22 protein-coding genes and 2 pseudogenes are annotated in these 23,185 nt (G+C 45.9%); 13 read left to right on the forward strand and 11 right to left on the reverse strand.

Going from position 1 to position 23,185, the window contains the following annotated elements; genetic code table 11:
• Positions 1 to 35 precede the first annotated feature (35 nt).
• The 3 genes from ACG3M1_RS06920 to ACG3M1_RS06930 form a co-directional block, all read right to left on the reverse strand.
• Positions 36 to 440, reverse strand: coding sequence for an RrF2 family transcriptional regulator (locus ACG3M1_RS06920; protein ID WP_002610684.1), 405 nt, complete (start codon positions 438 to 440; stop codon positions 36 to 38).
• 595 nt (positions 441 to 1,035) lie between these two features.
• The gene (locus ACG3M1_RS06925) at positions 1,036 to 1,263 is read right to left on the reverse strand and encodes a helix-turn-helix domain-containing protein (RefSeq protein ID WP_233105110.1); all 228 of its coding nucleotides are present in this window, start codon (positions 1,261 to 1,263) and stop codon (positions 1,036 to 1,038) included.
• Between the two features lie 13 nt (positions 1,264 to 1,276).
• Entirely contained in the window at positions 1,277 to 2,281 is a 1,005-nt protein-coding gene (locus ACG3M1_RS06930) for a YSIRK-targeted surface antigen transcriptional regulator (RefSeq protein WP_233105113.1), read from the reverse strand.
• 539 nt (positions 2,282 to 2,820) lie between these two features.
• Between ACG3M1_RS06930 and ACG3M1_RS06935 the strand changes: the two genes are divergently transcribed.
• The 4 genes and pseudogenes from ACG3M1_RS06935 (at position 2,821) to ACG3M1_RS06950 (ending at position 6,296) form a co-directional block, all read left to right on the forward strand.
• Positions 2,821 to 4,170 (forward strand): phosphoadenosine phosphosulfate reductase, encoded by a 1,350-nt coding sequence (locus ACG3M1_RS06935; protein WP_009271156.1) that lies wholly within the window; start codon positions 2,821 to 2,823, stop codon positions 4,168 to 4,170.
• On the forward strand, positions 4,148 to 4,693 hold the full coding sequence (locus ACG3M1_RS06940) for an IbrB-like domain-containing protein (RefSeq protein ID WP_002610678.1): 546 nt from the start codon (positions 4,148 to 4,150) through the stop codon (positions 4,691 to 4,693). The genes ACG3M1_RS06935 and ACG3M1_RS06940 overlap by 23 nt, the downstream gene beginning before the upstream one ends.
• Before the next feature lie 166 nt (positions 4,694 to 4,859).
• A complete protein-coding gene (locus ACG3M1_RS06945; protein ID WP_165859564.1) occupies positions 4,860 to 5,003 on the forward strand; it encodes a hypothetical protein in 144 nt (47 codons plus the stop codon).
• A 58-nt stretch (positions 5,004 to 5,061) separates the two neighbouring features.
• Positions 5,062 to 6,296 (forward strand): annotated as a pseudogene (locus tag ACG3M1_RS06950) (IS256 family transposase).
• Between the two features lie 148 nt (positions 6,297 to 6,444).
• On the opposite strand, the gene ACG3M1_RS06955 reads toward ACG3M1_RS06950, so the two are convergent.
• From ACG3M1_RS06955 to ACG3M1_RS06990, 8 genes and pseudogenes are all read right to left on the reverse strand, one after another.
• Positions 6,445 to 7,242, reverse strand: coding sequence for an IS110 family transposase (locus ACG3M1_RS06955; RefSeq protein WP_040012749.1), 798 nt, complete (start codon positions 7,240 to 7,242; stop codon positions 6,445 to 6,447).
• A 1,203-nt stretch (positions 7,243 to 8,445) separates the two neighbouring features.
• A complete protein-coding gene (locus ACG3M1_RS06960) occupies positions 8,446 to 11,352 on the reverse strand; it encodes an immunoglobulin-like domain-containing protein (protein ID WP_395815062.1) in 2,907 nt (968 codons plus the stop codon).
• 160 nt (positions 11,353 to 11,512) lie between these two features.
• Complete coding sequence (locus ACG3M1_RS06965; RefSeq protein WP_009271154.1) at positions 11,513 to 12,124, reverse strand: recombinase family protein; 612 nt, start codon at positions 12,122 to 12,124, stop codon at positions 11,513 to 11,515.
• A gap of 887 nt (positions 12,125 to 13,011) precedes the next feature.
• A pseudogene (locus ACG3M1_RS06970) lies at positions 13,012 to 13,500 on the reverse strand (linear amide C-N hydrolase); the annotation flags it as partial.
• Positions 13,501 to 13,810: 310 nt separating this feature from the next.
• A complete protein-coding gene (locus ACG3M1_RS06975; protein WP_257322128.1) occupies positions 13,811 to 14,632 on the reverse strand; it encodes an ATP-binding protein in 822 nt (273 codons plus the stop codon).
• A gap of 130 nt (positions 14,633 to 14,762) precedes the next feature.
• Complete coding sequence (locus ACG3M1_RS06980; protein WP_395814733.1) at positions 14,763 to 15,548, reverse strand: helix-turn-helix domain-containing protein; 786 nt, start codon at positions 15,546 to 15,548, stop codon at positions 14,763 to 14,765.
• Between the two features lie 39 nt (positions 15,549 to 15,587).
• On the reverse strand, positions 15,588 to 15,905 hold the full coding sequence (locus tag ACG3M1_RS06985) for a hypothetical protein (protein ID WP_227402193.1): 318 nt from the start codon (positions 15,903 to 15,905) through the stop codon (positions 15,588 to 15,590).
• Positions 15,906 to 16,354: 449 nt separating this feature from the next.
• Positions 16,355 to 16,762 (reverse strand): hypothetical protein, encoded by a 408-nt coding sequence (locus ACG3M1_RS06990; RefSeq protein WP_395814735.1) that lies wholly within the window; start codon positions 16,760 to 16,762, stop codon positions 16,355 to 16,357.
• 549 nt (positions 16,763 to 17,311) lie between these two features.
• Between ACG3M1_RS06990 and ACG3M1_RS06995 the strand changes: the two genes are divergently transcribed.
• The 9 genes from ACG3M1_RS06995 to ACG3M1_RS07035 all read left to right on the forward strand — a co-directional run bounded on the left by ACG3M1_RS06995 (position 17,312) and on the right by ACG3M1_RS07035 (position 23,180).
• Entirely contained in the window at positions 17,312 to 17,560 is a 249-nt protein-coding gene (locus ACG3M1_RS06995) for a hypothetical protein (RefSeq protein ID WP_227402190.1), read from the forward strand.
• Positions 17,561 to 17,997: 437 nt separating this feature from the next.
• Positions 17,998 to 18,252 (forward strand): hypothetical protein, encoded by a 255-nt coding sequence (locus tag ACG3M1_RS07000; protein ID WP_395814738.1) that lies wholly within the window; start codon positions 17,998 to 18,000, stop codon positions 18,250 to 18,252.
• Positions 18,253 to 18,382: 130 nt separating this feature from the next.
• Entirely contained in the window at positions 18,383 to 18,583 is a 201-nt protein-coding gene (locus ACG3M1_RS07005; RefSeq protein ID WP_270854861.1) for a hypothetical protein, read from the forward strand.
• Between the two features lie 382 nt (positions 18,584 to 18,965).
• The gene (locus tag ACG3M1_RS07010; protein WP_395815065.1) at positions 18,966 to 19,184 is read left to right on the forward strand and encodes a hypothetical protein; all 219 of its coding nucleotides are present in this window, start codon (positions 18,966 to 18,968) and stop codon (positions 19,182 to 19,184) included.
• Positions 19,185 to 19,405: 221 nt separating this feature from the next.
• The gene (locus tag ACG3M1_RS07015; RefSeq protein WP_395814744.1) at positions 19,406 to 19,687 is read left to right on the forward strand and encodes a hypothetical protein; all 282 of its coding nucleotides are present in this window, start codon (positions 19,406 to 19,408) and stop codon (positions 19,685 to 19,687) included.
• 121 nt (positions 19,688 to 19,808) lie between these two features.
• Complete coding sequence (locus ACG3M1_RS07020; RefSeq protein WP_270854865.1) at positions 19,809 to 20,375, forward strand: hypothetical protein; 567 nt, start codon at positions 19,809 to 19,811, stop codon at positions 20,373 to 20,375.
• Positions 20,376 to 20,509: 134 nt separating this feature from the next.
• Positions 20,510 to 20,737, forward strand: a complete 228-nt coding sequence (locus ACG3M1_RS07025; protein WP_395815068.1) for a hypothetical protein — start codon at positions 20,510 to 20,512, stop codon at positions 20,735 to 20,737.
• A gap of 135 nt (positions 20,738 to 20,872) precedes the next feature.
• The gene (locus tag ACG3M1_RS07030; protein WP_395815071.1) at positions 20,873 to 21,568 is read left to right on the forward strand and encodes a hypothetical protein; all 696 of its coding nucleotides are present in this window, start codon (positions 20,873 to 20,875) and stop codon (positions 21,566 to 21,568) included.
• A 103-nt stretch (positions 21,569 to 21,671) separates the two neighbouring features.
• Complete coding sequence (locus ACG3M1_RS07035; protein WP_052015748.1) at positions 21,672 to 23,180, forward strand: ATP-dependent DNA helicase; 1,509 nt, start codon at positions 21,672 to 21,674, stop codon at positions 23,178 to 23,180.
• The last annotated feature ends 5 nt before the right edge of the window (positions 23,181 to 23,185 follow it).

Raw genomic sequence — 23,185 nt, forward strand, 5'->3', positions numbered from 1 at the left:
TAATTAGAACCAGCTTGGTACCCTCATATTTACCTTCATTCCATTTCTAGAAGCTCCTGTATGCTTGTTGATAGCAGCATGTGATCCAGATACGACTGTATCTTTTCATAAAAATGACGGACCTGGCAAAAGGAACCGGCATCTCGACTGCAGTAACGGTCTTTTTCAAGGCACCGGTTGATCTGCATGGTCGTCTCCATTGCTCGAATCACATCATAGATGGGGATGTCTCTTGGATGCTTTACGAGTCGAAAACCGCCATCGATACCAGTAACCGCTTCCAGGATCTGTGCTTCTTTCAAGATACTGGCAACTTTTAAAACATAGCCCTGTGGAATATGCAGCTGTTCCGATAATTCCTTTGACTGAACAAGCTGCCTTTTTTTCGCAAGATAGAGAACGATTCGTACTGCATAATCGGTCGATATTTTTAAATGCATACATCACCCCCTCCTTTTTAAATTCTGGATAAATCAGGTTTATAGTATGACTGTACCAGAATATGGACTTATCCTTTTCAAGAAACAGCATAACAATATCATCCATAGAAACCTTGACTAGTGCTGCTTTTTTAGATAACGAAGATCTTTTATAATTCACGAATTGCAAACGGCACAGCAATTTATGCGTTATCCACCTAAATCAGCACATGATGCTTTTTGATAAATATTAAATTCAGTATATAGTCACATTCTTATCTTTGCGCATGACCGAATATCCATTTCCTTTCTCACATAAGGGTACTATCCTGCTGGTTCATAAACAGAATATACGCATTTATAATAGAAGTCTATTGATATTCTATACTGTAATAAAATAAGATTGTTTTATACAAAGATGTGATGTTTTTATACATTATTCTTATTTGTTATATTTCTAAAATCTCCGTATTCATACGATCTTCTCTGTTGGCAATCAAAGATATTCGTAAGCGGAAGACGCTTCCATCCAGCTATGAAAGAAAAGAACTGTGAAAAGTGATGCTTTATCCGCACCATTTTTCACAGTTCTTTTTGTATGTTTTATCAGCTAAGGTCAATAGAGTTCTTTGTCCAGAAGAAAATTTTCATCAAAATCTCTTTGGGTTGTTCTATTTAAGAATTGCTTTGGTGTAATTCCCTCATATTTTTTAAAGTTCCTATAGAAATGCGAACTGTCAAAAAAACCTAAACGTTTTGAACATTCTGCAATCGGCATCCCCGTGGCTAAAAAAATCTTTGAAATGGCTATCTTTCGTTGATTGGCATATTCTGTGATGCTCATATGTACCTCTCTTTTAAAGTGCCGCCGTAACGCACTTTCTGAAAGAAAAAAAATGCTTTGCCACATCAGATGTTTTATATGGTCCGTAAATCTTTAGGTTAATATACTGTATCACAGACAGTATGAAAGGTGAATAAGCACTGTTTGCCAGATTGTGCAGTTCTTTTGTGAAATGGATAATCGCACTATCCCTTACCGCCAGGACATCCACCAGTTTTTCTTTCTGTTCCAGTTTCTTTATGTAAAATTCTCGTAACCGGATCGTTTCCAGTACATCCTTTCCCATATGAAGAGCAAGGGAAGACAGTTTTTCCAGAATAACAATGGTATAGTTTTTTTCTGTGCGTACAGAATCATTATGCCAGGTGGGGATCACGCTGCATCCGATTTTGGCAACCCCCTGTTTCAAAGTATCCAGGTCTCCTTTTGCAACAAGTTCTAGTATTTTATTTTCATAATAGAAGGCATATTGCTCGGATTCAAAATTCTGAAAAAAAGGTCTCTTTAATGCCTGACTTTTTAATTCCAATTCATTCCGATAAACTTCTACATGAAGCCTTCTGGAATAAATTTCTTCCAGGTCGATTTTTAAGATTGCCCCCAGCAGTATGATGAAATCACGAATATCTCCTAATGCGTAGATCGATAGATTTTCATAGTAAGAAAACCACTCCTTCCCTGTGACAGAGAGCTGCGATTTCATTTTATCTCCTTCTACAAGTTTCTCGATTTCTTCTGGTTCTATTTGATTTGTCAGAAACGGGCCAAGCATGATAATGACATCCTTATGCCGTACAAATATCAAGATTTCTTTCAGCCATCCGTACTCATACCAGATAAGATCTCTGCAGTGCGCGTTTTCAGAATGAATCCGGGAGAAATCATAAGGAATCTCATACCGCTTCCCGGAACTGTACACTTTGAGCAGTTTAAAACAAAGATCATAGATATGCACTGGTATTTTCGTTGTCACATGGAGCGCTTTTATATTCTGCAATTCTTTTCCTGTAAGTTTCATCAAACTCAATCCTCCTCTATATTGGCGGTTTCTGTCATATGAGGTCAAATCCCGCAAATCACAATAAAAAGACGAAATTTACTTAAGTATAAAATAGCATAATTAAACGATAAAACACATTTAATTGATAAATAATATTAAAAACGCATCAATTATACAATTAAATTGGCCTTTTATACATTTATCAAATATTTTATTTAGAGATGCAGAATCTACAGAATCCTACCATACTTATACATGCCCTTTTCATCCATTTTGATGTACCGCTATTATAAAGAAAAAGAACGCAGTTTTGCCGATATTTCTTTTCAAATATATCATGATATGTTTTTTTTATGTATATTTGATTAAAACAGTAGTATAAAACGACCTTTTTTTGTGAAAATATTGTCGTGATATTGGATATTTTGGTTTTATATCTTAGAATAATCCTAACAGCAGTTTCTTTGACACAGTATCAGGAAACGGGAAAACTTTTTATAAAGGAAGGGGTGAACTTGCATTCTGCTGTCTTGCAGAAAGAACATGCAGTACATATTATGATAAAAAGATATCTGGATTTGAATGTATATGAAGCCTTATTGGAAAGATTTCATTTTATTTTCCAGGAATTCGATTCCATTTATATTTCTTTTTCCGGCGGAAAAGACAGTGGACTGCTGCTGTATCTTCTGCTTGATTTTCGGGATCGGAACTATCCGGATAAAACGATCGGAGTATTCCATCAGGATTTTGAAGCCCAGTATTCAGCCACGACAAGATACGTAGAGGAAACCTTTCAGATGCTGGAGAATCGCGCTCATGTAGAATTGTATTGGATCTGCCTTCCTATGGCTACACGTACGGCACTGAGCAGCTATGAAATGTACTGGTACCCTTGGGATGATAAAAAGGTAGACAGCTGGGTACGTCCGATGCCGGAACATGATTATGTGTTCAATTTGAGACATAATCCCATGACGACCTATCACTATAAGATGCACCAGGAAGACCTTGCAAAACAATTTGGCAGATGGTATCGTATGTCCCATAACAATAAGAAAACGATCTGTCTTCTGGGAATCCGTGCCGATGAATCCTTACAGCGCTACAGCGGTTTTCTTAATAAGAAATACGGCTACAAAGGACAATGCTGGATTACCCATCAGTTTAAAGATGTCTGGACTGTATCCCCTTTGTATGACTGGTCGGTCAATGATATCTGGCATGCCTACTATCGCTTTGATTATCCATATAATAAATTATATGATTTATTTTACAAGGCGGGCCTGACGGTTTCACAGATGCGCGTAGCCTCCCCTTTTCAAGATTATGCCAAGGATTCGCTGAATCTTTATCGGATCATCGATCACCAGATATGGACAAAGCTGCTTGGGCGTGTGCGGGGCGCAAATTTTACTTCTATCTATTCAAAAACAAGAGCTATGGGATACCGTAACATCACGCTTCCCGAGGGTCATACGTGGCAATCCTATACCAAATTTTTGCTGGCAACGCTGCCAAAGCGCCTGCAGAAAAATTATGTCGATAAGTTTAATAAATCTCTAAAGTTCTGGCATACTGTTGGCGGCGGATTAGAGGAAGAGACCATTCAAGAACTGATAGAACATGGATACCATATCAAGAGAAACGGCATATCCAACTATACGATTTTTAAAAATTCACGCATTATTTTTCTGGATAAGATTCCAGATCATACAGATGATATCAAGTCTACAAAGGATATACCAAGCTGGAAACGGATGTGTTTCTGCATTTTAAAAAACGATCATATCTGCCGTTTCATGGGATTTGGTTTGACACGTGAACAGCAAAAAAAGTTAGATTACTTAAAAGATAAATATAGAAGTGTGGAGGAACTAAACGATGACAAAAAGTCCCGTATATGACATACGAGCCGTACCTGTTGAAAAGATTCATCCCAATGATTACAACCCCAATGCAGTAGCACCACCGGAAATGAAACTTCTCTATGACAGTATCAAAGCAGACGGCTATACGATGCCGATTGTATGTTATTATGATAAACCAAACGATGAGTATATCATAGTGGATGGCTTTCATAGATACCGGATCATGAAAGAATATCCAGATATCTATGAGCGGGAACAGGGTCTATTGCCTGTTTCTGTGATCGATAAACCATTAGATCAGAGAATGGCGAGCACCATCCGTCATAACCGTGCAAGAGGTAGTCATGATGTAGATTTAATGAGCAATATCGTCAAAGAACTGCATGAATTCGGACGCTCAGATACATGGATCGCAAAACATCTTGGAATGGATCGAGATGAGATATTACGTTTGAAACAGATTACTGGGTTGGCTGCTTTATTCAAGGAAGTTGACTTTGGAGAATCCTGGGAACCGATAGAAGATCTTCCTTTTGAATCAGACAATATGGAGAAATAATTCCTGTAGTATGTGAATATCTAAAAATAGTGTTATCAATATTCATATGGTTTCAAGCATTGTATAAAACGCGTTTTTAATGTAATAATCGGGCCAAATGCAATATAGTATACGGTAAACAGCGAGTTATAATTACAGGTGTAGAAATCAAAAGGAGGTGAGCCAAATGTCAGACAAAGGATTTACAGACAAAGTAAAAGGTAAAGTAAAAAAAGCTGTTGGTGATGCAACAGGTGACAATTCTGCGTATTTATGCTTTTTGAAAAAGGTGTACTTTTTGATAGTTCAGGAATATAGCAATGATTTGTAAATAGTAAAAAGCGGGTAAGAATGTAGATACGAAACATACTTACAGGAGGAAAAATACTATGAATACATCTTTTATTTCGACAAAGCAGATCAAGGACCTTGTGAATGAACAAAAGTTTACATCAACACAGGACATTATGGAGTGCATGAAAGGCATGTTTGCGGATGTTTTAGAACAGACCTTACAGGCTGAAATGGATCAGCATTTAGGCTATGATCGTGCAGAAAGAACGACATGTGAAGGCAAGAAAAACTATCGCAACGGATCTGTAAAACGCACGATGAAAACACAGTTAGGTGAAGTGGATGTGAATGTACCACGTGATCGTAACGGTGAATTTGAACCTCAGATTATTGGAAAATATCAGAGAAATGCCGATGGCATTGAGAAACGCATCCTTTCCTTGTATGCTACTGGAATGTCCACAAGAGATATCAGAGACCAGATCAAAGGACTGTACGATGTAGAGATTTCAGAAGGACTGGTAAGCAAGATCAGCGAGCGCATTCTGCCCGAAGTAACAGAATGGCAAAACAGACCCTTAGAAGCCTTCTATCCATTCATATTTATGGATGCGATCCATTATAAAATCAGAGAAGATCATCAGGTCGTGGCTAAGGCTGCATACGTTGTTTTGGGCATCAATAACGAAGGAATGAAGGAAGTTTTAGGATTATGGGTAGGAGCCAGTGAATCTGCGAAATACTGGATGGGAGTGCTGAATGATTTGAAAAGCAGAGGGATTAAGGATGTTTCCTTATTCTGCGTAGATGGTCTTACAGGCTTCAGAGAAGCCATAGGAGCTGTCTATCCAAAGGCACGTATTCAGCGTTATATTATCCATCAAATTCGCAACAGCACACGCTTCGTGAGTTATAAGCATATCAAGGAGTTCACGCCAAGGGCGGGCAGCGCCTGAGGGATTTAAAAACTGTTTACCAAGCAAATACAGAGGAACAAGCATTGAATCAGTTAGCAATTTTCAAGGATAAATGGGGTAAGCAATATCCAACCGCAGTACGTAGCTGGGAAGAGAATTGGGATATACTAAGCACATACTTTGATTATCCAGTTGAAATCCGCAAAATCATTTACACGACAAATGTGATTGAAGGATTGAACAGACAGTTCAGAAAAGTCACGAAAACAAAGACCGTTTTCCCAAATGATGACAGTTTGAGAAAGATGCTTTACTTGGCTATTCAGAACCTCAGCAGCAAATGGACACAGAGATGTCGAAACTGGGATATGATTCAAAATCAACTTGCCATTATGGAAGCAGTAGAAGCATAATGAGTAATGATAAAGGCATATAAAAATTAGATAATAGAAATCAAGCCTAAATTTCAGAAAATATCACTTCATTATCAGTAGATCACTTGTCTACGACAAAAAGATGGAATCTTCCATTTTTTTGAAAAATATGTATAATATAAATAGGCTATCTTTGAAAGATAGTGTTGTTCTTGCACATACCGTAAATGATTTTAGCTAGTTTAGCGGTACATGCAACCTTGGCGGCTTTTGAATTGTTCAATTGCTGCCTTTTCTTTTGATAAAACTGATTGATGGGATTTACTTTCTTTAACCTTATATTACATGTGACCGCTAAATACAGTAGACATCGTAATTGCTTGTTTCCCTTCTTTGAGATAGATAAATGATCACCATCCAGTTGTCCTGATTGACTGATATTTGGATCTAAGCCAAGATAAGCTATCAATGCTTCCCGTGTCTTAAACCGCTTTATATCACCTATTTCTGCCAATATTCTAGATGCCAGGTTAGGACCGATTCCATCTATGCTTAAAATAAGATAATATTCATTTATCGTTTCCGCTATCTGAATTATTTTCCGTAGGGTTTCATCCGCATCGTTTCTGATCATCTCAACTTTCTCTAACAGGTCCTGTAATATCTTGACTTCAATATTATCATAATCGCATCCAGGGTATGTTTCATTCGCAAAATCAATGATCTTAACGGCATATCTCATGGAAACAACTTTTTTATGACATGTATGTTTTTCAATATATCTGGCAATCGTTTCCCGCTGCTTATTTTTTATCAAATCAGGGTGTGGATATTTTTTCAAAATAACCATCGCAAGTCCACTGTATCCATCATTGAATAAATCAAGGAAGCCCGGAAAACATATACTCAGACTGTTTTGAAAGGTCACTTTATATTTCCTTAGATGATTGATTTTGTCCTCGTACAAGCGGTTTAACTGCTTCATACGGTGGAATTTATCATCTTCGACCTCATTCTCTTGGCGATCATAGTAGACTTTAGAAATGGCTATCGGATCAAGCTTGAGTTTTTTTAGAATGGATACATTCTTTTCGTTTTCTGGCAGATTCTAGCGGCGAAATGATATATTGTTTGATATCATTTTTTCAAGAAATCTTTGAAGTGGATGTGTGTATATACCTGTAGCTTCATAAACCACACAGACTTTCTCGCCAACTTTATCAGAAAGCATTTTAATATCTGTTTTTAAACGAGCGAATCCTTCAACATCATGGTTGATTTTATGTACTCATCCAACTTTCTTATTATTCTTCTCAAAAAGAATATAGTGACTGTTTCCATTGGATACATCAATACTAATTATAGGTCCTTCCATCACTAGTTCCTCCTCACTAATATCATAGAGTTTACTTCCTGTATCTTGTTCCATATAGTTTCGTTGTACATACTGACTGAATCATAAACGATCGTCGTTTTAGATATAAGCTTATTCATAAACAAGAATAGGAAGAATGATGTTTTTTATTACTAACTCAAAGGTTTATAAAGCAAGCACGTCATTTCTTCTCTATCGACTTTATTCTGTTTGTATGCAACAAAAAGATAAAGCCAGGAATAATTATACACCCTGGCTTTCTATCATGAATATCAAATTTATAGTTGATTCTCTTTCCTACAGAAATTATTCTTTCTATTTCATATGGGTTATTCAATTCTAATTAAGCAGGTTGTTTTTCTTCCTGCTTTTATTATACGAAAAATCAGTATAACCCTTGATGAGTTGGGCATACTGATAATACATAAACAAATGATGATTAGACAAGATTCGTCATCTACTATCTATACCTGTCGATTTTTACTTACACATAATTCTTCACATTCCTAATAGTTCAGTATAGATCATTGCTGTTTCAACAAGCGATATTTATTAAATATCATTATACTAAAAAGACCGTAATACGAGGATTGTTTTATCCAAATATTACGGTTCCTTTTTGAGATTCGAGACTGTTTGTTGAATCAGTAATCACCTATTCCTAGTTACAACACCTCAGATCATTGATAAAGCGGGTATCACTTTTCATTTAAATTCATGAAAATCACCACGTTCAATCAAATCTGAATGGATTTAAAAGGAATATTCCTGCTCTGCAAGAATCACTTGCTGCATCTCTCCTTATTTCATAGTCTATCGATCTCTCAATGCTTTCTTTTTCTTCCATACCGCCAGGATAGCGATACATACTACACTCATTTCGAACAGAGAGGTATAGAAGCTTATATTGGTTCGATCTCCTGTTTCTACACTACCTGTATCTTTGTACTGCTCATCCGTATCCGGTTTATTTATATCTACTTTGGATTTTTTATCCTTTACGGTGATCGTTATCGTCTTCGTTGTGGACGCTCCTTCACTGTCTGTTACTTTATATGTAACTTCATATGTTCCGGCTTTTGTCATGTCTACTGTATTCTTGACGATCTCGATCTTAGCTGTAAGGTCGCCATCTTCCTTGTCAGTAGCTGTCACATCCTTCCTTGGATCAAATGTGTCTCCTACTGTAAGTGTTTTATCTTCTGCCTGAATAGTCGGAACTTCATTCAATTTTTCCATTTTTGGATTGACAGTGACTGTGATCGTCTTCGTTGTGGACGCTCCTTCACTGTCTGTTACTTTATATGTAACTTCATATGTTCCGGCTTTTGTCATGTCTACTGTATTCTTGACGATCTCGATCTTAGCTGTAAGGTCGCCATCTTCCTTGTCAGTAGCTGTCACATCCTTCTTTGGATCAAATGTGTCTCCTACTGTAAGTGTTTTATCTTCTGCCTGAATAGTCGGAACTTCATTCAATTTTTCCATTTTTGGATTGACAGTGACTGTGATCGTCTTCGTTGTGGACGCTCCTTCACTGTCTGTTACTTTATATGTAACTTCATATGTTCCGGCTTTTGTCATGTCTACTGTATTCTTGACGATCTCGATCTTAGCTGTAAGGTCGCCATCTTCCTTGTCAGTAGCTGTCACATCCTTCCTTGGATCAAATGTGTCTCCTACTGTAAGTGTTTTATCTTCTGCCTGAATAGTCGGAACTTCATTCAATTTTTCCATTTTTGGATTGACAGTGACTGTGATCGTCTTCGTTGTGGACGCTCCTTCACTGTCTGTTACTTTATATGTAACTTCATATGTTCCGGCTTTTGTCATGTCTACTGTATTCTTGACGATCTCGATCTTAGCTGTAAGGTCGCCATCTTCCTTGTCAGTAGCTGTCACATCCTTCCTTGGATCAAATGTGTCTCCTACTGTAAGTGTTTTATCTTCTGCCTGAATAGTCGGAACTTCATTCAATTTTTCCATTTTTGGATTGACAGTGACTGTGATCGTCTTCGTTGTGGACGCTCCTTCACTGTCTGTTACTTTATATGTAACTTCATATGTTCCGGCTTTTGTCATGTCTACTGTATTCTTGACGATCTCGATCTTAGCTGTAAGGTCACCATCTTCCTTGTCAGTAGCTGTCACATCCTTCTTTGGATCAAATGTGTCTCCTACTGTAAGTGTTTTATCTTCTGCGTTGATTTCAGGGACTTTGTTTAATGGCTCCATCCTTTTCTTCCATGTTGCTACATATGTCGTAGAAGCGCTCACGGTCTCACTGATTTCAGGTGTCCATCCGGTAAAGAGATATCCGGTTCTTTCCGGAGTCCCTTTGAAGGAAGGCGTTTCAGCTCCATAGACCAGATCAGTCGTAATCTGATTTTCAAACACTTCTTCATCCTCTACTCCATCTGTATATGTTACAGTATAACGCGTTTTGACACCTTGTCCTGCCGGAATAGGAAAATAAACTTTTTCCCCATCTGCCAGTGTGATATATGTTTTTCCATTGAGTGGATACCATTTTCCTTCATCGAAATCAATAGCATCTGCATTCAAGGTCACTTTATAAGTTAATCGATACGTATAATATTTTTTATTTCCCTCAGTGGATTCTTCTGCATTCTCAAGCTTCCATGTAAAACCTTCTTCATCTTGTACGATCGATTCGGGTAATCCACTTACTGAAACGAATGGCGCAGAACCATCGAATACAGATAATCCTTTACCGTCAAGACCGCTCGTGATCGTTTCTGTAATCGCCTTAAACGCATCCACCAGATCATCAGAATCATCTGCATCATAAGCATTCTTCATTTCACTGGCAATATTGTTTTTTAAATATGCAGAGACTGTTGGTCCTCCCTGATAGGTCATTTCACGACTCGCACCGTAACAGATCGTATAGACAGTTGATTTGCCTTTGAGTGTTTTTGCTTCAGCAGCAGTAGCGTCGTTGATCGTTTCACTTCCTTTATCTCCGTCACCACCTACATGATATCTGGTGTTGGAGATGGTTACATGTGTATAAAAGATACAATTGATATCAGAGGTACAGTTCTTCAAATAATAAGTTGGTGCACCATCTGTCAGTACGATCGTATTCTTGCTCTCAATATCCTGAATCGCAGTATCATCAAATAGTTGGCTAGCCTGTTTGATACCTGCGTGTAGATTTGTTCCGCCATCCGCATATAATTGATTTATAGCATTATCTGCAGACGCTTTCCCATCTGCAGATGAAACATCCGTCCAATTTAAGATAATATTCGTGTTAGTAGCAAAATTCACGATAGCGAGATAACGTCCACTATCCGGCTCATCTCCTGCATACTTTTTAACGAACTCCTTGGCTGTGTTCTTTGCATTTATCAATCGTTGATAATCTCCCATACTTCCTGATGTATCTATCACGAGGATCGTTGCAGATTTCTTCGTGAGCTTGCTTAGATTTTGTTCTGTTACGACTTCCAAAGTAATATCGTAAGTGTTATCGTCGTTTTCACTTTTGACAGCTGTTTTGTTAACGGAATGGATACCTTCTGGTAATGCTTGATCCAATTCACCCTCAACCCAAGTATTAGACTCGTTATAATAGCCGTTTTTAACTGTATCAGCATCGTTCATTGCCATTAAATCAGTTGGCAAAAACGATAAGCATAGGATACATGTAAGAAAAATACTAAAAAGTTTACTTATTTTCAATTTTCGCATAATTTCCCTCCTTAAATTTATCAATAAGTAGACTTTTTGAAATAAGTTATAAAAATTATTTATGTATGCCGATATTCTTATTTAAAGATAAAAAAACACTGGTAAAATTTGTAAATTTGTTTTAATATAGATGAAGAGAGGAGGTGTCAAAAGGTCTACTTTATGAAACTTCGTTTTTCATCCTATATTCTTTTAAGCGTCTATAAAAGGTTGCTTTACTTATACCGCATACTTTTAACACCTCCTCTATCGGAAGTTTTTTCTTTTCCCATTCGGAAACGAGTTTTCCAAAATTATCTGGTAATGCTATTTCTGGTCTGCCAAATTTTATTCCTTTTGCTTTGGCAACGGCAATACCCTGAGCCTGTCTTTTCCTTATATTTTCACGCTCATTCTGTGCTACAAATGATAGTATCTGCAACACAAGGTCAGCAATGAAAGTTCCCATCAAATCTTTTCCATTTCGTGTGTCCAGTAAGGGCATATCGAGCACACATATATCGATTCCTTTCTCTTTAGTTAGAATTCTCCATTGTTCCTGTATATCCAGATAATTTCTGCCTAGACGGTCTATACTCAGAATATAAAGTAAATCGCCGTATTTTAATTTTTTAACAAGTCTTTTGTATTGCAGACGTTCAAAACTTTTTCCAGACTGTTTATCTATGAAAATATTACTAGGAAGTACGTCTCTATGTGTTAACTCAACTATTTGTCGTTCCTCATTCTGATCTATACTTGAAACTCTTACATATCCATAACTTTGTGCCATACTTCTTGGTCCTCCTTTTTGATGTGGTAATATATGAAACACTAAAAATAAAAAAACACCTCACCATAAAAGTAAAGTGCTTCGTCAATAAATATTATATTGTTTACAAGGAAAGTTTTTTCAAAGGAAAAACAAAAGAAAAAAGCAAAATGTTCCATCAAAAAATAATTTACTTTTAGAAGACATTATAAAAAAGATGATTAAAAAGGTAAATCAGCAATATAAAATCAGATTTCTGTTTTTCAATTTCTTTCCTTTTTATTATACGCAATCATAACGCCATTGCATCTCAGATATTCAAGCAGTTTTCGTGTTTTTTTCTTGTAATCGTAGGTAGCTAATTCATCAGCAATTTCGACTTCAGCACACTTTTCATATCTTATTTAAGTTATTTGCTTTAAACATTCAGTTTCCATTATCATTGTATTCTCTCCTCAATTATCTAAAAACTCCATGTAATGGCCAAATAGACAAAGTGAAGTGTCATGATGAAATATATGTGTGATAAGAGCTCTCCAATTTTTCTTAAAAAGAGGAGCACGAATAAGCCTTTGTGTCATGACCTTCACAAGTGAAAGCAATTAACTGTATTCTAATGATATGCTAAAAAGAAGATGTGTTCTTAATCTCGCTCTCTTTCCGCAAAGGCTGAAATATATAAACGGAGATTCCGACTATACCTTTGGGCAATACGGAAAAAAGAGCAAGAAAATAACCCACACATAACATGAAGAATATATGAGCTAAGATATTAAAATATTCAGTTATGGTAGTACATGGGGCACTGTTTAGTCGTTCTTGAGTTTTTGGTAAATTGCTTAAAACACTTCATACACAATCCCTCGTATAATAGCATATAACCATTACCTTCAAACAATGAATACAACCTAATTTTGAAAACTGATTATTTCTTTTTCCATCATTGGATAAGATATGATTTTATCAGAATCTAAATCTTCCTTAAACATATCCACACCTATAATTTGGTGTCCGTTATACGTTGTGTAATAATATATTCCATTATACAAGTCGCAGCAAGAAGAATAGATGGTATATTCATATTCACCTTCACTCACCTCGCAAAGTCCCTTTTGCTGCTCTACTGATCCAAGGATATGAAAGAACTGACTCAAATCATTTTCGTCGCTTGTTGCATTGGATCGAGTAAAGGCAACACGAACAAATCGAGACGGACTTGATAAATCTCCAGGCAATCCAAATGCACCAAATCCGCGTGAATACGGGGCAAGATTTAAATCCTTTGAAAATGTATTTTCTGGTTGCTTATTGGTCAAATACATGTAGTCATTCAATCTAGAAATCTGTTCTTTAAATGGTGGATTGTTGGTTAAAACATGTGTAGGATTATCATAAATCAACGCATAATCGCCGGGAACGCCCAGTTTACGGGCATTGCGGCTGGTCGAGGGGTCGGTTTTACTACCGGATTACTACTTTTGAGGGAAGGCCTTGGGATGCGAGAGACCCCCATAAGACCACATTCATGGCATTGAAGCATGCAATCAGACTATCAATATGGCGGAAACAGAAAGAGACCCCCGGTGTGGAGAAGGCACCGGGGGTCTCTTCGCCCCAGAGGAAGGAATCTGGGAGGAGTGGAAGGGATACGGGGAGCTGCGGTTCGGGGTGCGACCCGTCCATCCACGCAAGGCGGTTACGAGTATATCACAGGCCGAGGCGCTTGCGCATGGCCTCACGCATCTCCATCATCTTGTATTCGCGGCGGTTCTCGCCCGCGAACTTGATTGGTGCGCAGCGCTCCAAGATGCGCGTGAAGATGCGCGGCCATGGGGCGTCGTCGGCATCGGACTTCGTAGCGATGTTTGGGTCGAGGTTCGTCGTGACGACCATCGGCCTGCGGTTCTTGTAACGCGAGTCGATGATGTCGTAGACATGCCCCATGACGTAATCGGTGCTGCGGTGCGCCCCCAAGTCGTCGATGACGAGGAGGTCATACTTGAGGAGGCGCGACTTCGCGTTCTCGCGCTCGTTGAACGGCACCGACTCGATGTGGGTCACGATGTCCTGCACGCTGGTCTGCAACGCGGAGAACCCGAGGTCGATGACCCGGTTGGCGATTGCCGAGGCATAGAAAGACTTACCTGTGCCCACCTTTCCCCAGAGGAGCAACCCATTCATGTCATCGCGTGAGAACGTGTCGGCATAGCCCTTGCAGATGGCAGCTATCTGGGGCGTCCTGCCGTCATCGGCATCGAAGGTGCATCCACGAAAGAAGGCGCATCCGGCGAAGCACTCAGTGCGCGCTCTCTCGATTTTGCGCTTCCGCTCTGCGGCAAGCTCGCGCTCACGGCGCTCCGCCTCCGCACGCTTCATGCACTCGCAGGGAATCGGCACGATTGCCGTGTGTCCGCCGAGAAGTTCCGTGGAAAGGCGCATTTCCTTCGGCGTTCCGCATCTTCCGCACACGAGCAGGCCATCTGAATTACGGTAATCATCATCGGCGATGGTTTCGGTAAATTTCTTCATTGTTGGTCAGTCCTTTCTTTTCTGAATTGCTGAGAGCCGTTTTACGGCCATCAGATTGCACATCAGTCCTCGGTGAGGAAGATGGCGTTAAAACGCTGTGTACGCGATTCTGTTCGCGCGGAGGCGTATGTCAGTACGTCCCGTCACAGAGCATTTCCTGAGCGGTGAAGTAATCGCACCCGTGTTTCTCCATGACCTCCTCCGGTGTCATCTCGCGCCGACCGGGATTCGATGCAAGGGGTTTATGCGAGGTCGCTTCGCGCTTGGCGTCCCTCCTTGCCCAGTTGCGGATGGTGGCGAGGTGGTTCTTGTAGCTCTTGCCGGAGCTGTCCATGTACGTGCTCAGGCGGTCGATGCGCTCCTGCCAATCTGCGGGGAACTCGGCCTTGAGCTTCGAGAGGTCGGTGTCCGTCAGTTTGACGTTGCGATACCGACCATAGGTGCCCTTCTTCTCGGGAGCAGCCTTCGCCGGGGCGGTCGCATATCCATCGGTACTTTCTCCATTCGTATTTTCTTCTTTAGTATTTTCTTCTTTAGTATTTAATTGTCGTTGGTTTCCCACATGTGGGCTATCCAGTTGTGGTTTACCCACATGTTGATTTTCCACATGTGGGTTTCCATCCTGTGGGTAATCCGAGAAAGTCCAAAGCCAATCGACGATTTTGCCCTTGTCATCACGTATGCGCTCTCGCGTGAGATAGCCATTTGTCTCCAATTCCTTGATGGCGGAGCGGATGATGCTCTCCCCATCAGATGGAAGGATGGAGGTTAAGCCTGTCGTGCTGAAATTCCAGTTATCATGAAGCGAGAGCATGGTGCTCAGGAGTCCCCGCGCTTTGAGTGACAGGTTGCTCTTGAACACTTGGTTGTCGATGACCGTGAAATTGCTCTTGTGTGCTTTACGAAGAACCGCCATAGATGTTTTCCTTCCTTGCGGGTGCCTTGATGGGAGCCGTCATGCGACGGCGTTTCCCGTCTCTGCCAACGTGTACCAGTTGCGGTAATCGGGGTCGAGACCGCCATATTCGCGCTCGGCGATGAGACCGCCTTCGCGAAGCTCCCTCAAGGCCTCTGTCGCCTGACGGAGGCTCATGAAGGGGAACATCTTCCAAAGGTACTCGGGCGACACATGCACGTAAGCGCGACCGCATGTATTGAAATGACCGGCCTGCGACCCGTCGGGGAACCGCATCAGGTGCGCGATATGATTGAGCACGACTGCGGCGCGGACGCCGTGCTCCGCCGCCACGTCAGCATCGAAACTGACCTCCATGTAAGTGCCTCCAAACGACAATACCCCGTGGCGATTGCGGACACCACGGGGTATTTCTATATATTTCCCGCCACGAGGGCTGAGAAAGCTAAGTTGTCCGGTTCCGCAATAAACCTCAATACCGAGGATACACCATTCGGCGATGGGATGCACATGACGCGGCGGTTCCATATTTCCACCACATTTGTAGTAAGATAGCATCCTACAATACTTGCAATATGCCATATCGCTCTCCACGTATCCTTCACACACCCATTTAATTATTTATAGGGACACGCGCGAGGGGTAGCCGAGTGCCAAATCGGTCGGGAATGTGAAATGTGGGTGCTGAAAGCGCCGAGGTGTTGTATCATCGAGTCAGTCCTTTCTGCTTGATGAGTTGCAGCAGAGACGGGAGACCCGCAGGGGGAGGCATCTGCCATCCGCTGCGGGTTTTTCCCTTTTGCGGCCTACCAGTCCGCCTGCTTCTCATCCTCGGCCATGTCGATGGTTTCCGGCATTTCGGTCACATCCTCGACCGCATCGGGTTTCCCTGTGCGCTTCGGCTTCGAGGAGCGCTTGAACGCGTCAAGCGCCTCCTTCGCCTCCACAGGCGTGCGCGGGTCGGTGACCGCCATGAGCCGGATGTCCTCGGCGTTGTCGGCGAGCCAGCCTTGCAGCCCTTCGAGGTCGATGTCGGTCCAATCCGCGCCGAGGGTCTTGAGCACGATTTCGCCGATTGCCGCGAGGGTCGCGGCTTTCCACTTCCTCGCCTGCTCGCGCTCCTTGGCGGCGGCTACCTTCCGCTGCTCCTTGAGTGCGGCGGCTTGCCGTTTCAGCTCATCGAGCTTCCCGTCGATTTCAGATACCGTTGCCATGTTAGGTCCTTTCCGTCTATTCGCCGACATGAGCCTCTATTATATGCCAGAGTCGGTTTCCCACCCTTCCAACAGCCTGCGGGTCGGGTTGGGAACCCTCCGGCCATTGAAAGCGTGGAAAACCGACAGAGGTGGTTGCCTCGGGAGAGGAGTTCAATCCATGGGTTTGAGGGACATGTACAGTGCCGGGGACATCATCGAGTACGAGGGGGGGGCGGGCGCGACTACCTCGTGTCAATCGAGGGCGAGGAGGGGCTGTGGGTGAACGCCTGCAATCCGTCGTGGATTGAGCGCGGCCTTCGCTCCTTCTGCGATGAGTGTTACCCGTTCTTCTCCGACCGCTTATACGAGGGTGCCGAAGTCGTGGGTCATTTGGGCGGGGGCACCGTCGAGGATGCCAGTCGATGGTACGAGGAGAACAAGGCGTTATATCGGGGCTGAGTGTGTTACGATGGACGGGCCGTCTCCTTTCTTGACGGTGGTTGCATATGGGGACCGGCGGGGCGCTGACGCGCACCCCCGGTCCCCTTGTCCGATTGGAGTCAAATCATGGAGAATCAGAACGACCAAGTGCTCGTGACGCGCAAGACGTTCCTCACGGGCGGTCAGAAGGCGGGCTACCTCTTCGCGGGCCTGCTCGGCGGTGCGGGATGCGCAATCTTGGCGTCCCTGTGCAACATGGACGCGCCGTACCGCTCCGATTGCACGAAGTTCGCGCTCATCGGCCTCGGCATCCGAATCGCGCTGTCGGTCATCGGCTACATCGCGGTGCTGCCCCTCTTGGCGATGCCCTACTAGGCGTGCGCAGTCGGGTCCCACCGATACGGCACCTCGGGTAAGACCGGCGATGCGGTGGAAAAGAGTATCGCGGCCAAGATTGGACCTGAGAAGGAAGAGCGTGGCGGAGTCGCGAATGGCTTGGCTATGGAATTACACACGGAAGGGGTCGCGCTTCGGCGCGGCTCCTTTTCTCATGGGAAGGCGGAAAGAAAGGCAGGGAGAGAGGAGGGTTGGTTGACGGTCACGGGAAGCGCGGTGCTGTGGATAGGGCTGCTTGTTCACATGGGTGACGAGAGAGGGGAAGGGCAAGGATAGGGGCTTAGCCCCTATGACCCATGTTCCCTGCGGGGGCGACCTTGTGAAGAAGGTATGTAGGAATGTAGTTTACCACATTGATAGCATGATAGGTTGATATAATTAAGGCACGGTAAGACCGAGAGAGGAAGGAACCGGGTATGCTTACTGCGGATATGGCTCGCGATATGAGCGGTGACGGAAAGGTGATGGAAGCGCTTGAGCGCTGCGAGCGCAGGATTCGCCAAGACGCGGAGCTGGGGGAGAGAGAATCGTGTCTCTTCTATTGCGACTGCATGGATGGGGCGAAGGAAAAGGCCCTCGAAATCCTGCGCCAGCGCGGGTTCGAGGTCAGGATGCATGTCAGCTACAGCGGCGGTATTCGGCAAACTCCCGCGTTCTACGCCTTCTGGTAATCACGTGAGGGGCATCCGAGAGGGTGCCCTTTTTCATGGAAGGATTATGTAGTATTATTGTTTACTATATTGGTAGAATGCTATATTGATATAATTAAGCCACAGGCAACCGAGAGAAGGGAGAAGGGAAATGGAGCGCGAGGAAGAGTACAAGCAGAAGTGCCGTCAGGTGAAAGATTACTACATTGAGGAAATCTGCGAGCACGAGAACGCGGGATGTTTCGGGGACGCAGAGAACGCGCGTAAGTGGCGGAGGCTTGAGCTTGAGGAGCTTGACCGTCAGTATCGCGAGGGCGAGCCGTTGACCGGATGCGGCATCGCGTTGCAGTAGTAGGGGATTTCGAGGGGCATCCGATGGGGTGCCCCTTTTCATGGAAAGACTATGTAGGAATATGGTTTGCTACATTAGTAGGATACCATATTGATATAATTAGGGCACAGGCAATCGAGAAGAGAGGAAATGACATGCTGTACACGTTGAAGAAGGGTGAGTACCCGGAGGGGCACCGCTACTGGTCGAACGCGACTGCGGACCTCACCGCCCCCGATGGGCGCGAAATCGGGCCGGAGGAGCTTCCCGTGCAACTCAGGCGCGTGCTGGACGATTTGTGGTCGGACGGCTACGGGGTGGAGTGCTACCTTGTTGAGTGGGATGGGCGGTACTGCGTCCGCTCTCCGCCATGTATGACGGGAGCTACGCAGCGGACCTCGGCATGGGCTACCCGGAGCTTGTCGAGCTGGCTCGCGGACGTGCGGAGGAGTTGGGAGCCGAGCGGCCAGACCTCCATGTGGTGTTCGCGGAGGATGTGGACCAGTGGAAGGCGAACGACCCCTTCACCGAGATATGGGTGGTCATGCCGTGGGACGTGGATGCAGACGCCTTCCATGAGGTGGCGGATTGGTTCAATTCGCGTTGCTACTTCAACGAGTAGCCGGAAATGGAAACGCGAAGGGCACCACGGTTGGTGCCCTTCTTCAAGTACCGAGACGTATATATCGCGCGATGGTGAGGGCAGGGCATATACCCAAGCGAGGGCATCCGGGAGGGTGCCCTTCTTTATGATGGATATGTGGATACCCTTCTTACTACATTTATAGTATTGTAGTTTGATACAATACTATTAACACAAGCCAATGAGGGAGGGATGGGGACATGGGGAAGATGGACAAGACCGAGAAGTACACGGTCGCGGGTCTCTGTTTCGGCGGGAGCGGTGTGTTCCTCTGCGAGGATGCCGTTGTCTGCGCCCGCGTCTACGGGTATTGCGACGGCACGGTGGTCGAGTTCTGCCTGGGAATCGCCTGCATCGTCATCGCGACCGTCTCGCTCTACATCGCCGGTATGCTCCGAGACCGCCGCATCCAAGCGGAGTTCGCCCGCCGTCGCGTCGAGCGCGAGCGCCGCAGGGCCGAACGGGAGAACCGGGGATGGTGACACCGTGGGGCACCCGAGAGGGTGCCCTTTGGCATGTGGCTCATATAGATAGATACTAATCTATCCTGATGGTATTGTGGTTTGATGTGATAGCACCTAGATAAGAGGTCGGGGAGGGGATATGCCGGATATGCGCGAAGGCGATTTGGGGACAGCCGCCTGTTACCTCATGGTCGAACGACTCGCCCTGCAAGCCGGGGTGGAAAGCCCCTTCTGGGACGAGGCCTCGTTGCTCATGAGCGGCTGCGAGGAGCCTTGGTACAAGAAGCCTCTCACGCCATGTAGGCTGCGATTATTCCTCAAGCGGTACGGCGGGAGCCTTCTTGACGATGGAGAGCAGTACGGACAAGCCGCGTTCGTGTTCTCGGATGTGATGCACCTGCACGGCATCCCCTTGGGAGGCGGGGCAGATGGCTTAGGTGCGCTCTACGTGAGGCGGGCGGAGTCGGTCGCGATGACCGTGGCCTTCCTCGCCACCGGATGCACCCTCGCCGATATGGCGGCAATCACGGGGCTTGGGGAGGAGGCGGTTGCCGAGCGCATCACGCGCACATGGGACGGCGATGCGCCGGGGCGGATATACGGACTCGCCCATGCCGCGCACCACGACCGCATCCCCGAGACCTTCGCATCATCAGATGACCTTGACGAGCCTTGGGATGATTGGATATGCCCATGTCGAGGATGACGAGGGAACTTCATCCCCTCGGACTCCCCAGAGGCATCGCCCTCCCCGTCGATTCACGGCTGCGCACATGACTCGACGGCTCACGCGATGGATAATGGGGGCGCATGGCATACACGGTTCGAGAGGAGACCGACATGAAGATACCGGCGAGCAAGGTACCGGCTCAGGTGTGGGCCGACAGGGCGAGGGCGCATTACGGCAACTTGAAGAAGATGGAGAAGGACGTCCTTGGCTATTGGGAGGAGAATAAGCAGGTCTACCGGATGAATGACGCGCTTTGGGACGAGATGTCGATTGACGAGGCGGAGGAGTTTCCGATGTCGCTGTTGGACAGGCTGCCTTACGATTGCGTGTTCATCTAACATCGCGAGACGATAGAGTTTCCCTTTGTTTTCAGGGGTCACGAGCTGAGCGGCACGGTCGAGCGCGAGGGCTATTTCTGCTTTCGTGACGCCGAGGGATTTCACATAGCCGCCCTCAATGGACAGGTCGATTTTATGATGGGAATGGATAACACCATCGCTCCGATACCAATCACACTTGAAGATTATAAAAGCATCGGTGATTGCAAAGATGCCGCAGCCATTGGGACCTTGGCGATAGCCGAAGAGGCGAAGATTGAGATGGCGGTGGAGACCGGCATCGTAGCCAAAGATGATAGTCTCGAAATGGCATCCAGATTGCAGATGGAAGCGGCAGGGGTGTCTGATATGGAAAAAATTCTCGGCACCCTCATGTACATCTCCTCCAAGGAGGCCGATGTGCGCACGGTCTACGTCCCCCAGAAGAACCAGACCCGCAAGAGCCGCCAGACCGATTGCACCGTCCATGACGTGGGATTCCGCGTCGCGCCGCAGCTCGGGGAGGTGCGCCGCGTCTACGAGCATGAGGCGAAGGGTCAGGATGGCGGCAAGACCGGACGGCATGTGGCACCCCATGTCAGGCGCGGCCATTGGCACGGGTACTGGACCGGCCCGAGGGAGAACCCCACCGGCCTCGAAATCAAGTGGGTCGCGCCGACAATCGTGAATGGCTCTCGTGGCGAGCTTGAGGGAACCGTCCATGAGGTCGGCGACCGTGACGGGCGATACACCCTCAAATCGACCCAGAGGGAGTGCGGCAGGGCAGCCGAGCAGCTGAACGGCGCGGGTCGTTCCGAAGAGCAGGCCCGAGATGGAAAGTCCGACCGATGACGCTCTGTGCGCATCTCATGGTATTGTGGATTTGCATCATTGTTGCTTTATAGTCTGATATAATCATATCCATATAGCATCATCTCGACTTGGAAGGGGTCGCATGGAAGAGGAGGAGCGCACGTTCACGCCCGGTCAGGCGGAGGCCATGGACGCCCTGCTGTCTGGCCGCAACGTGTTCCTATCGGGAAACGCGGGCACGGGCAAGAGCTACGTGCTCAACGCATTCATCGAGGAGCTTGAGGAGCGCGAGGTTCCCTACCTCGCCATGGCCCCGACGGGGATAGCCGCGCAGAACTTGCATAACGGCACGACCATCCACCGCACCTTGCAGGTGGGTTTCGGCGTGCTCGACCCGCACGACGAGAACAAGAAGACGCTCACGCGCAAGGTGCTCAACAAGGCCGAGGTCATCATCATCGACGAGGTATCCATGTGCCGCATCGACCTGTTCGAGCGCGTCATGAACATGGTGCTCGCAGCCAAGCGCGTCTCGGGTAGGAAGCAGGTCGTGCTCGTGGGCGATTTCTTCCAGCTCCCGCCGGTCGTGACCGATGATGACCGCAAGGTGCTGATGCAGCTGTGGCCGGGCAACGATGACGGCTACGCCTTCAAGTCGCAGCTGTGGAAGGGCATGGATTTTGAACCGCACGTCCTCACCGAGGTTGTGCGCCAGAGCGACCCCGAGTTCATCGGCCAGCTCAACCGCGCCCGCATCGGCGATAGGGACTGCATCGGCTATTTCAACGAGCGCTCCATATCCGACCGCAAGCGGGCACCGGAGGATGACCTGTGGCTGTGCGCGACGAATCGCATGGCATCCACCATCAATGACGAGCGCGTGGGGGAATTGGAGCGCATGGGCGCGAGGGCGCGGACGTATACGGCGTACTCCTACGGAGATGTGAAGCCCTCGGACAAGCCAACTGACGATAAGCTCCGTCTCGTGGAGGGCGCACGCGTGATGCTGCTGGCGAACATGCCAGACCACGGTCTTGCGAATGGCTCGCTGGGGACCATCTCGGAAGTCGGGGCGGATAGCGTGATAGTCGAGTTCGATGACTGCGAGTACCCCGTCGAGGTGACCGAGAAGGAGTGGAAAGTGCTGAAATCCTCCGTGCGGGACTTCATCGGCGATGACGGCAACCCCGCGCAGGAGCTAGTAACCGACACGGTGGGGTCATTCACGCAAATCCCTCTTCGCCTCGCGTTCGCCATCACCATCCACAAGTCGCAGGGTCAGACCTTCGAGCGCTGCGCCGTCCACTCCAAGGTGTTCGGCGCGGGCATGCTCTACGTCGCCCTGTCCCGCTGCACCACCTTTGATGGACTCACCGTGTGGCCGAAGATAGAGCGGCAGCGCCTCTACGCCAACGAGTCGGTCATCGAGTTCTACGACTCCCTCGCCGCCAAGGTCGAGGAGGTACACGAGCCGTCTCAAGGCGCTCTGTTCGATGTGGATGCGCCTACGGCGGCGCTGGCCGCATCCACGGAGAGCACCGAGCCGATGAAACCGGGAGACGAGGATAAGGTCTACATCAAGTGCCCCGTGCATCTGGCGGAGCGCGTGCGCGGCTACATCGACGCATTGATGGAGACGGTTCAGGCATAGGAGGG

This window comes from Clostridium sp. 10cd* (assembly GCF_044336395.1).
GTDB classification, from domain to species: domain Bacteria; phylum Bacillota_I; class Bacilli_A; order Erysipelotrichales; family Erysipelotrichaceae; genus Clostridium_AQ; species Clostridium_AQ innocuum.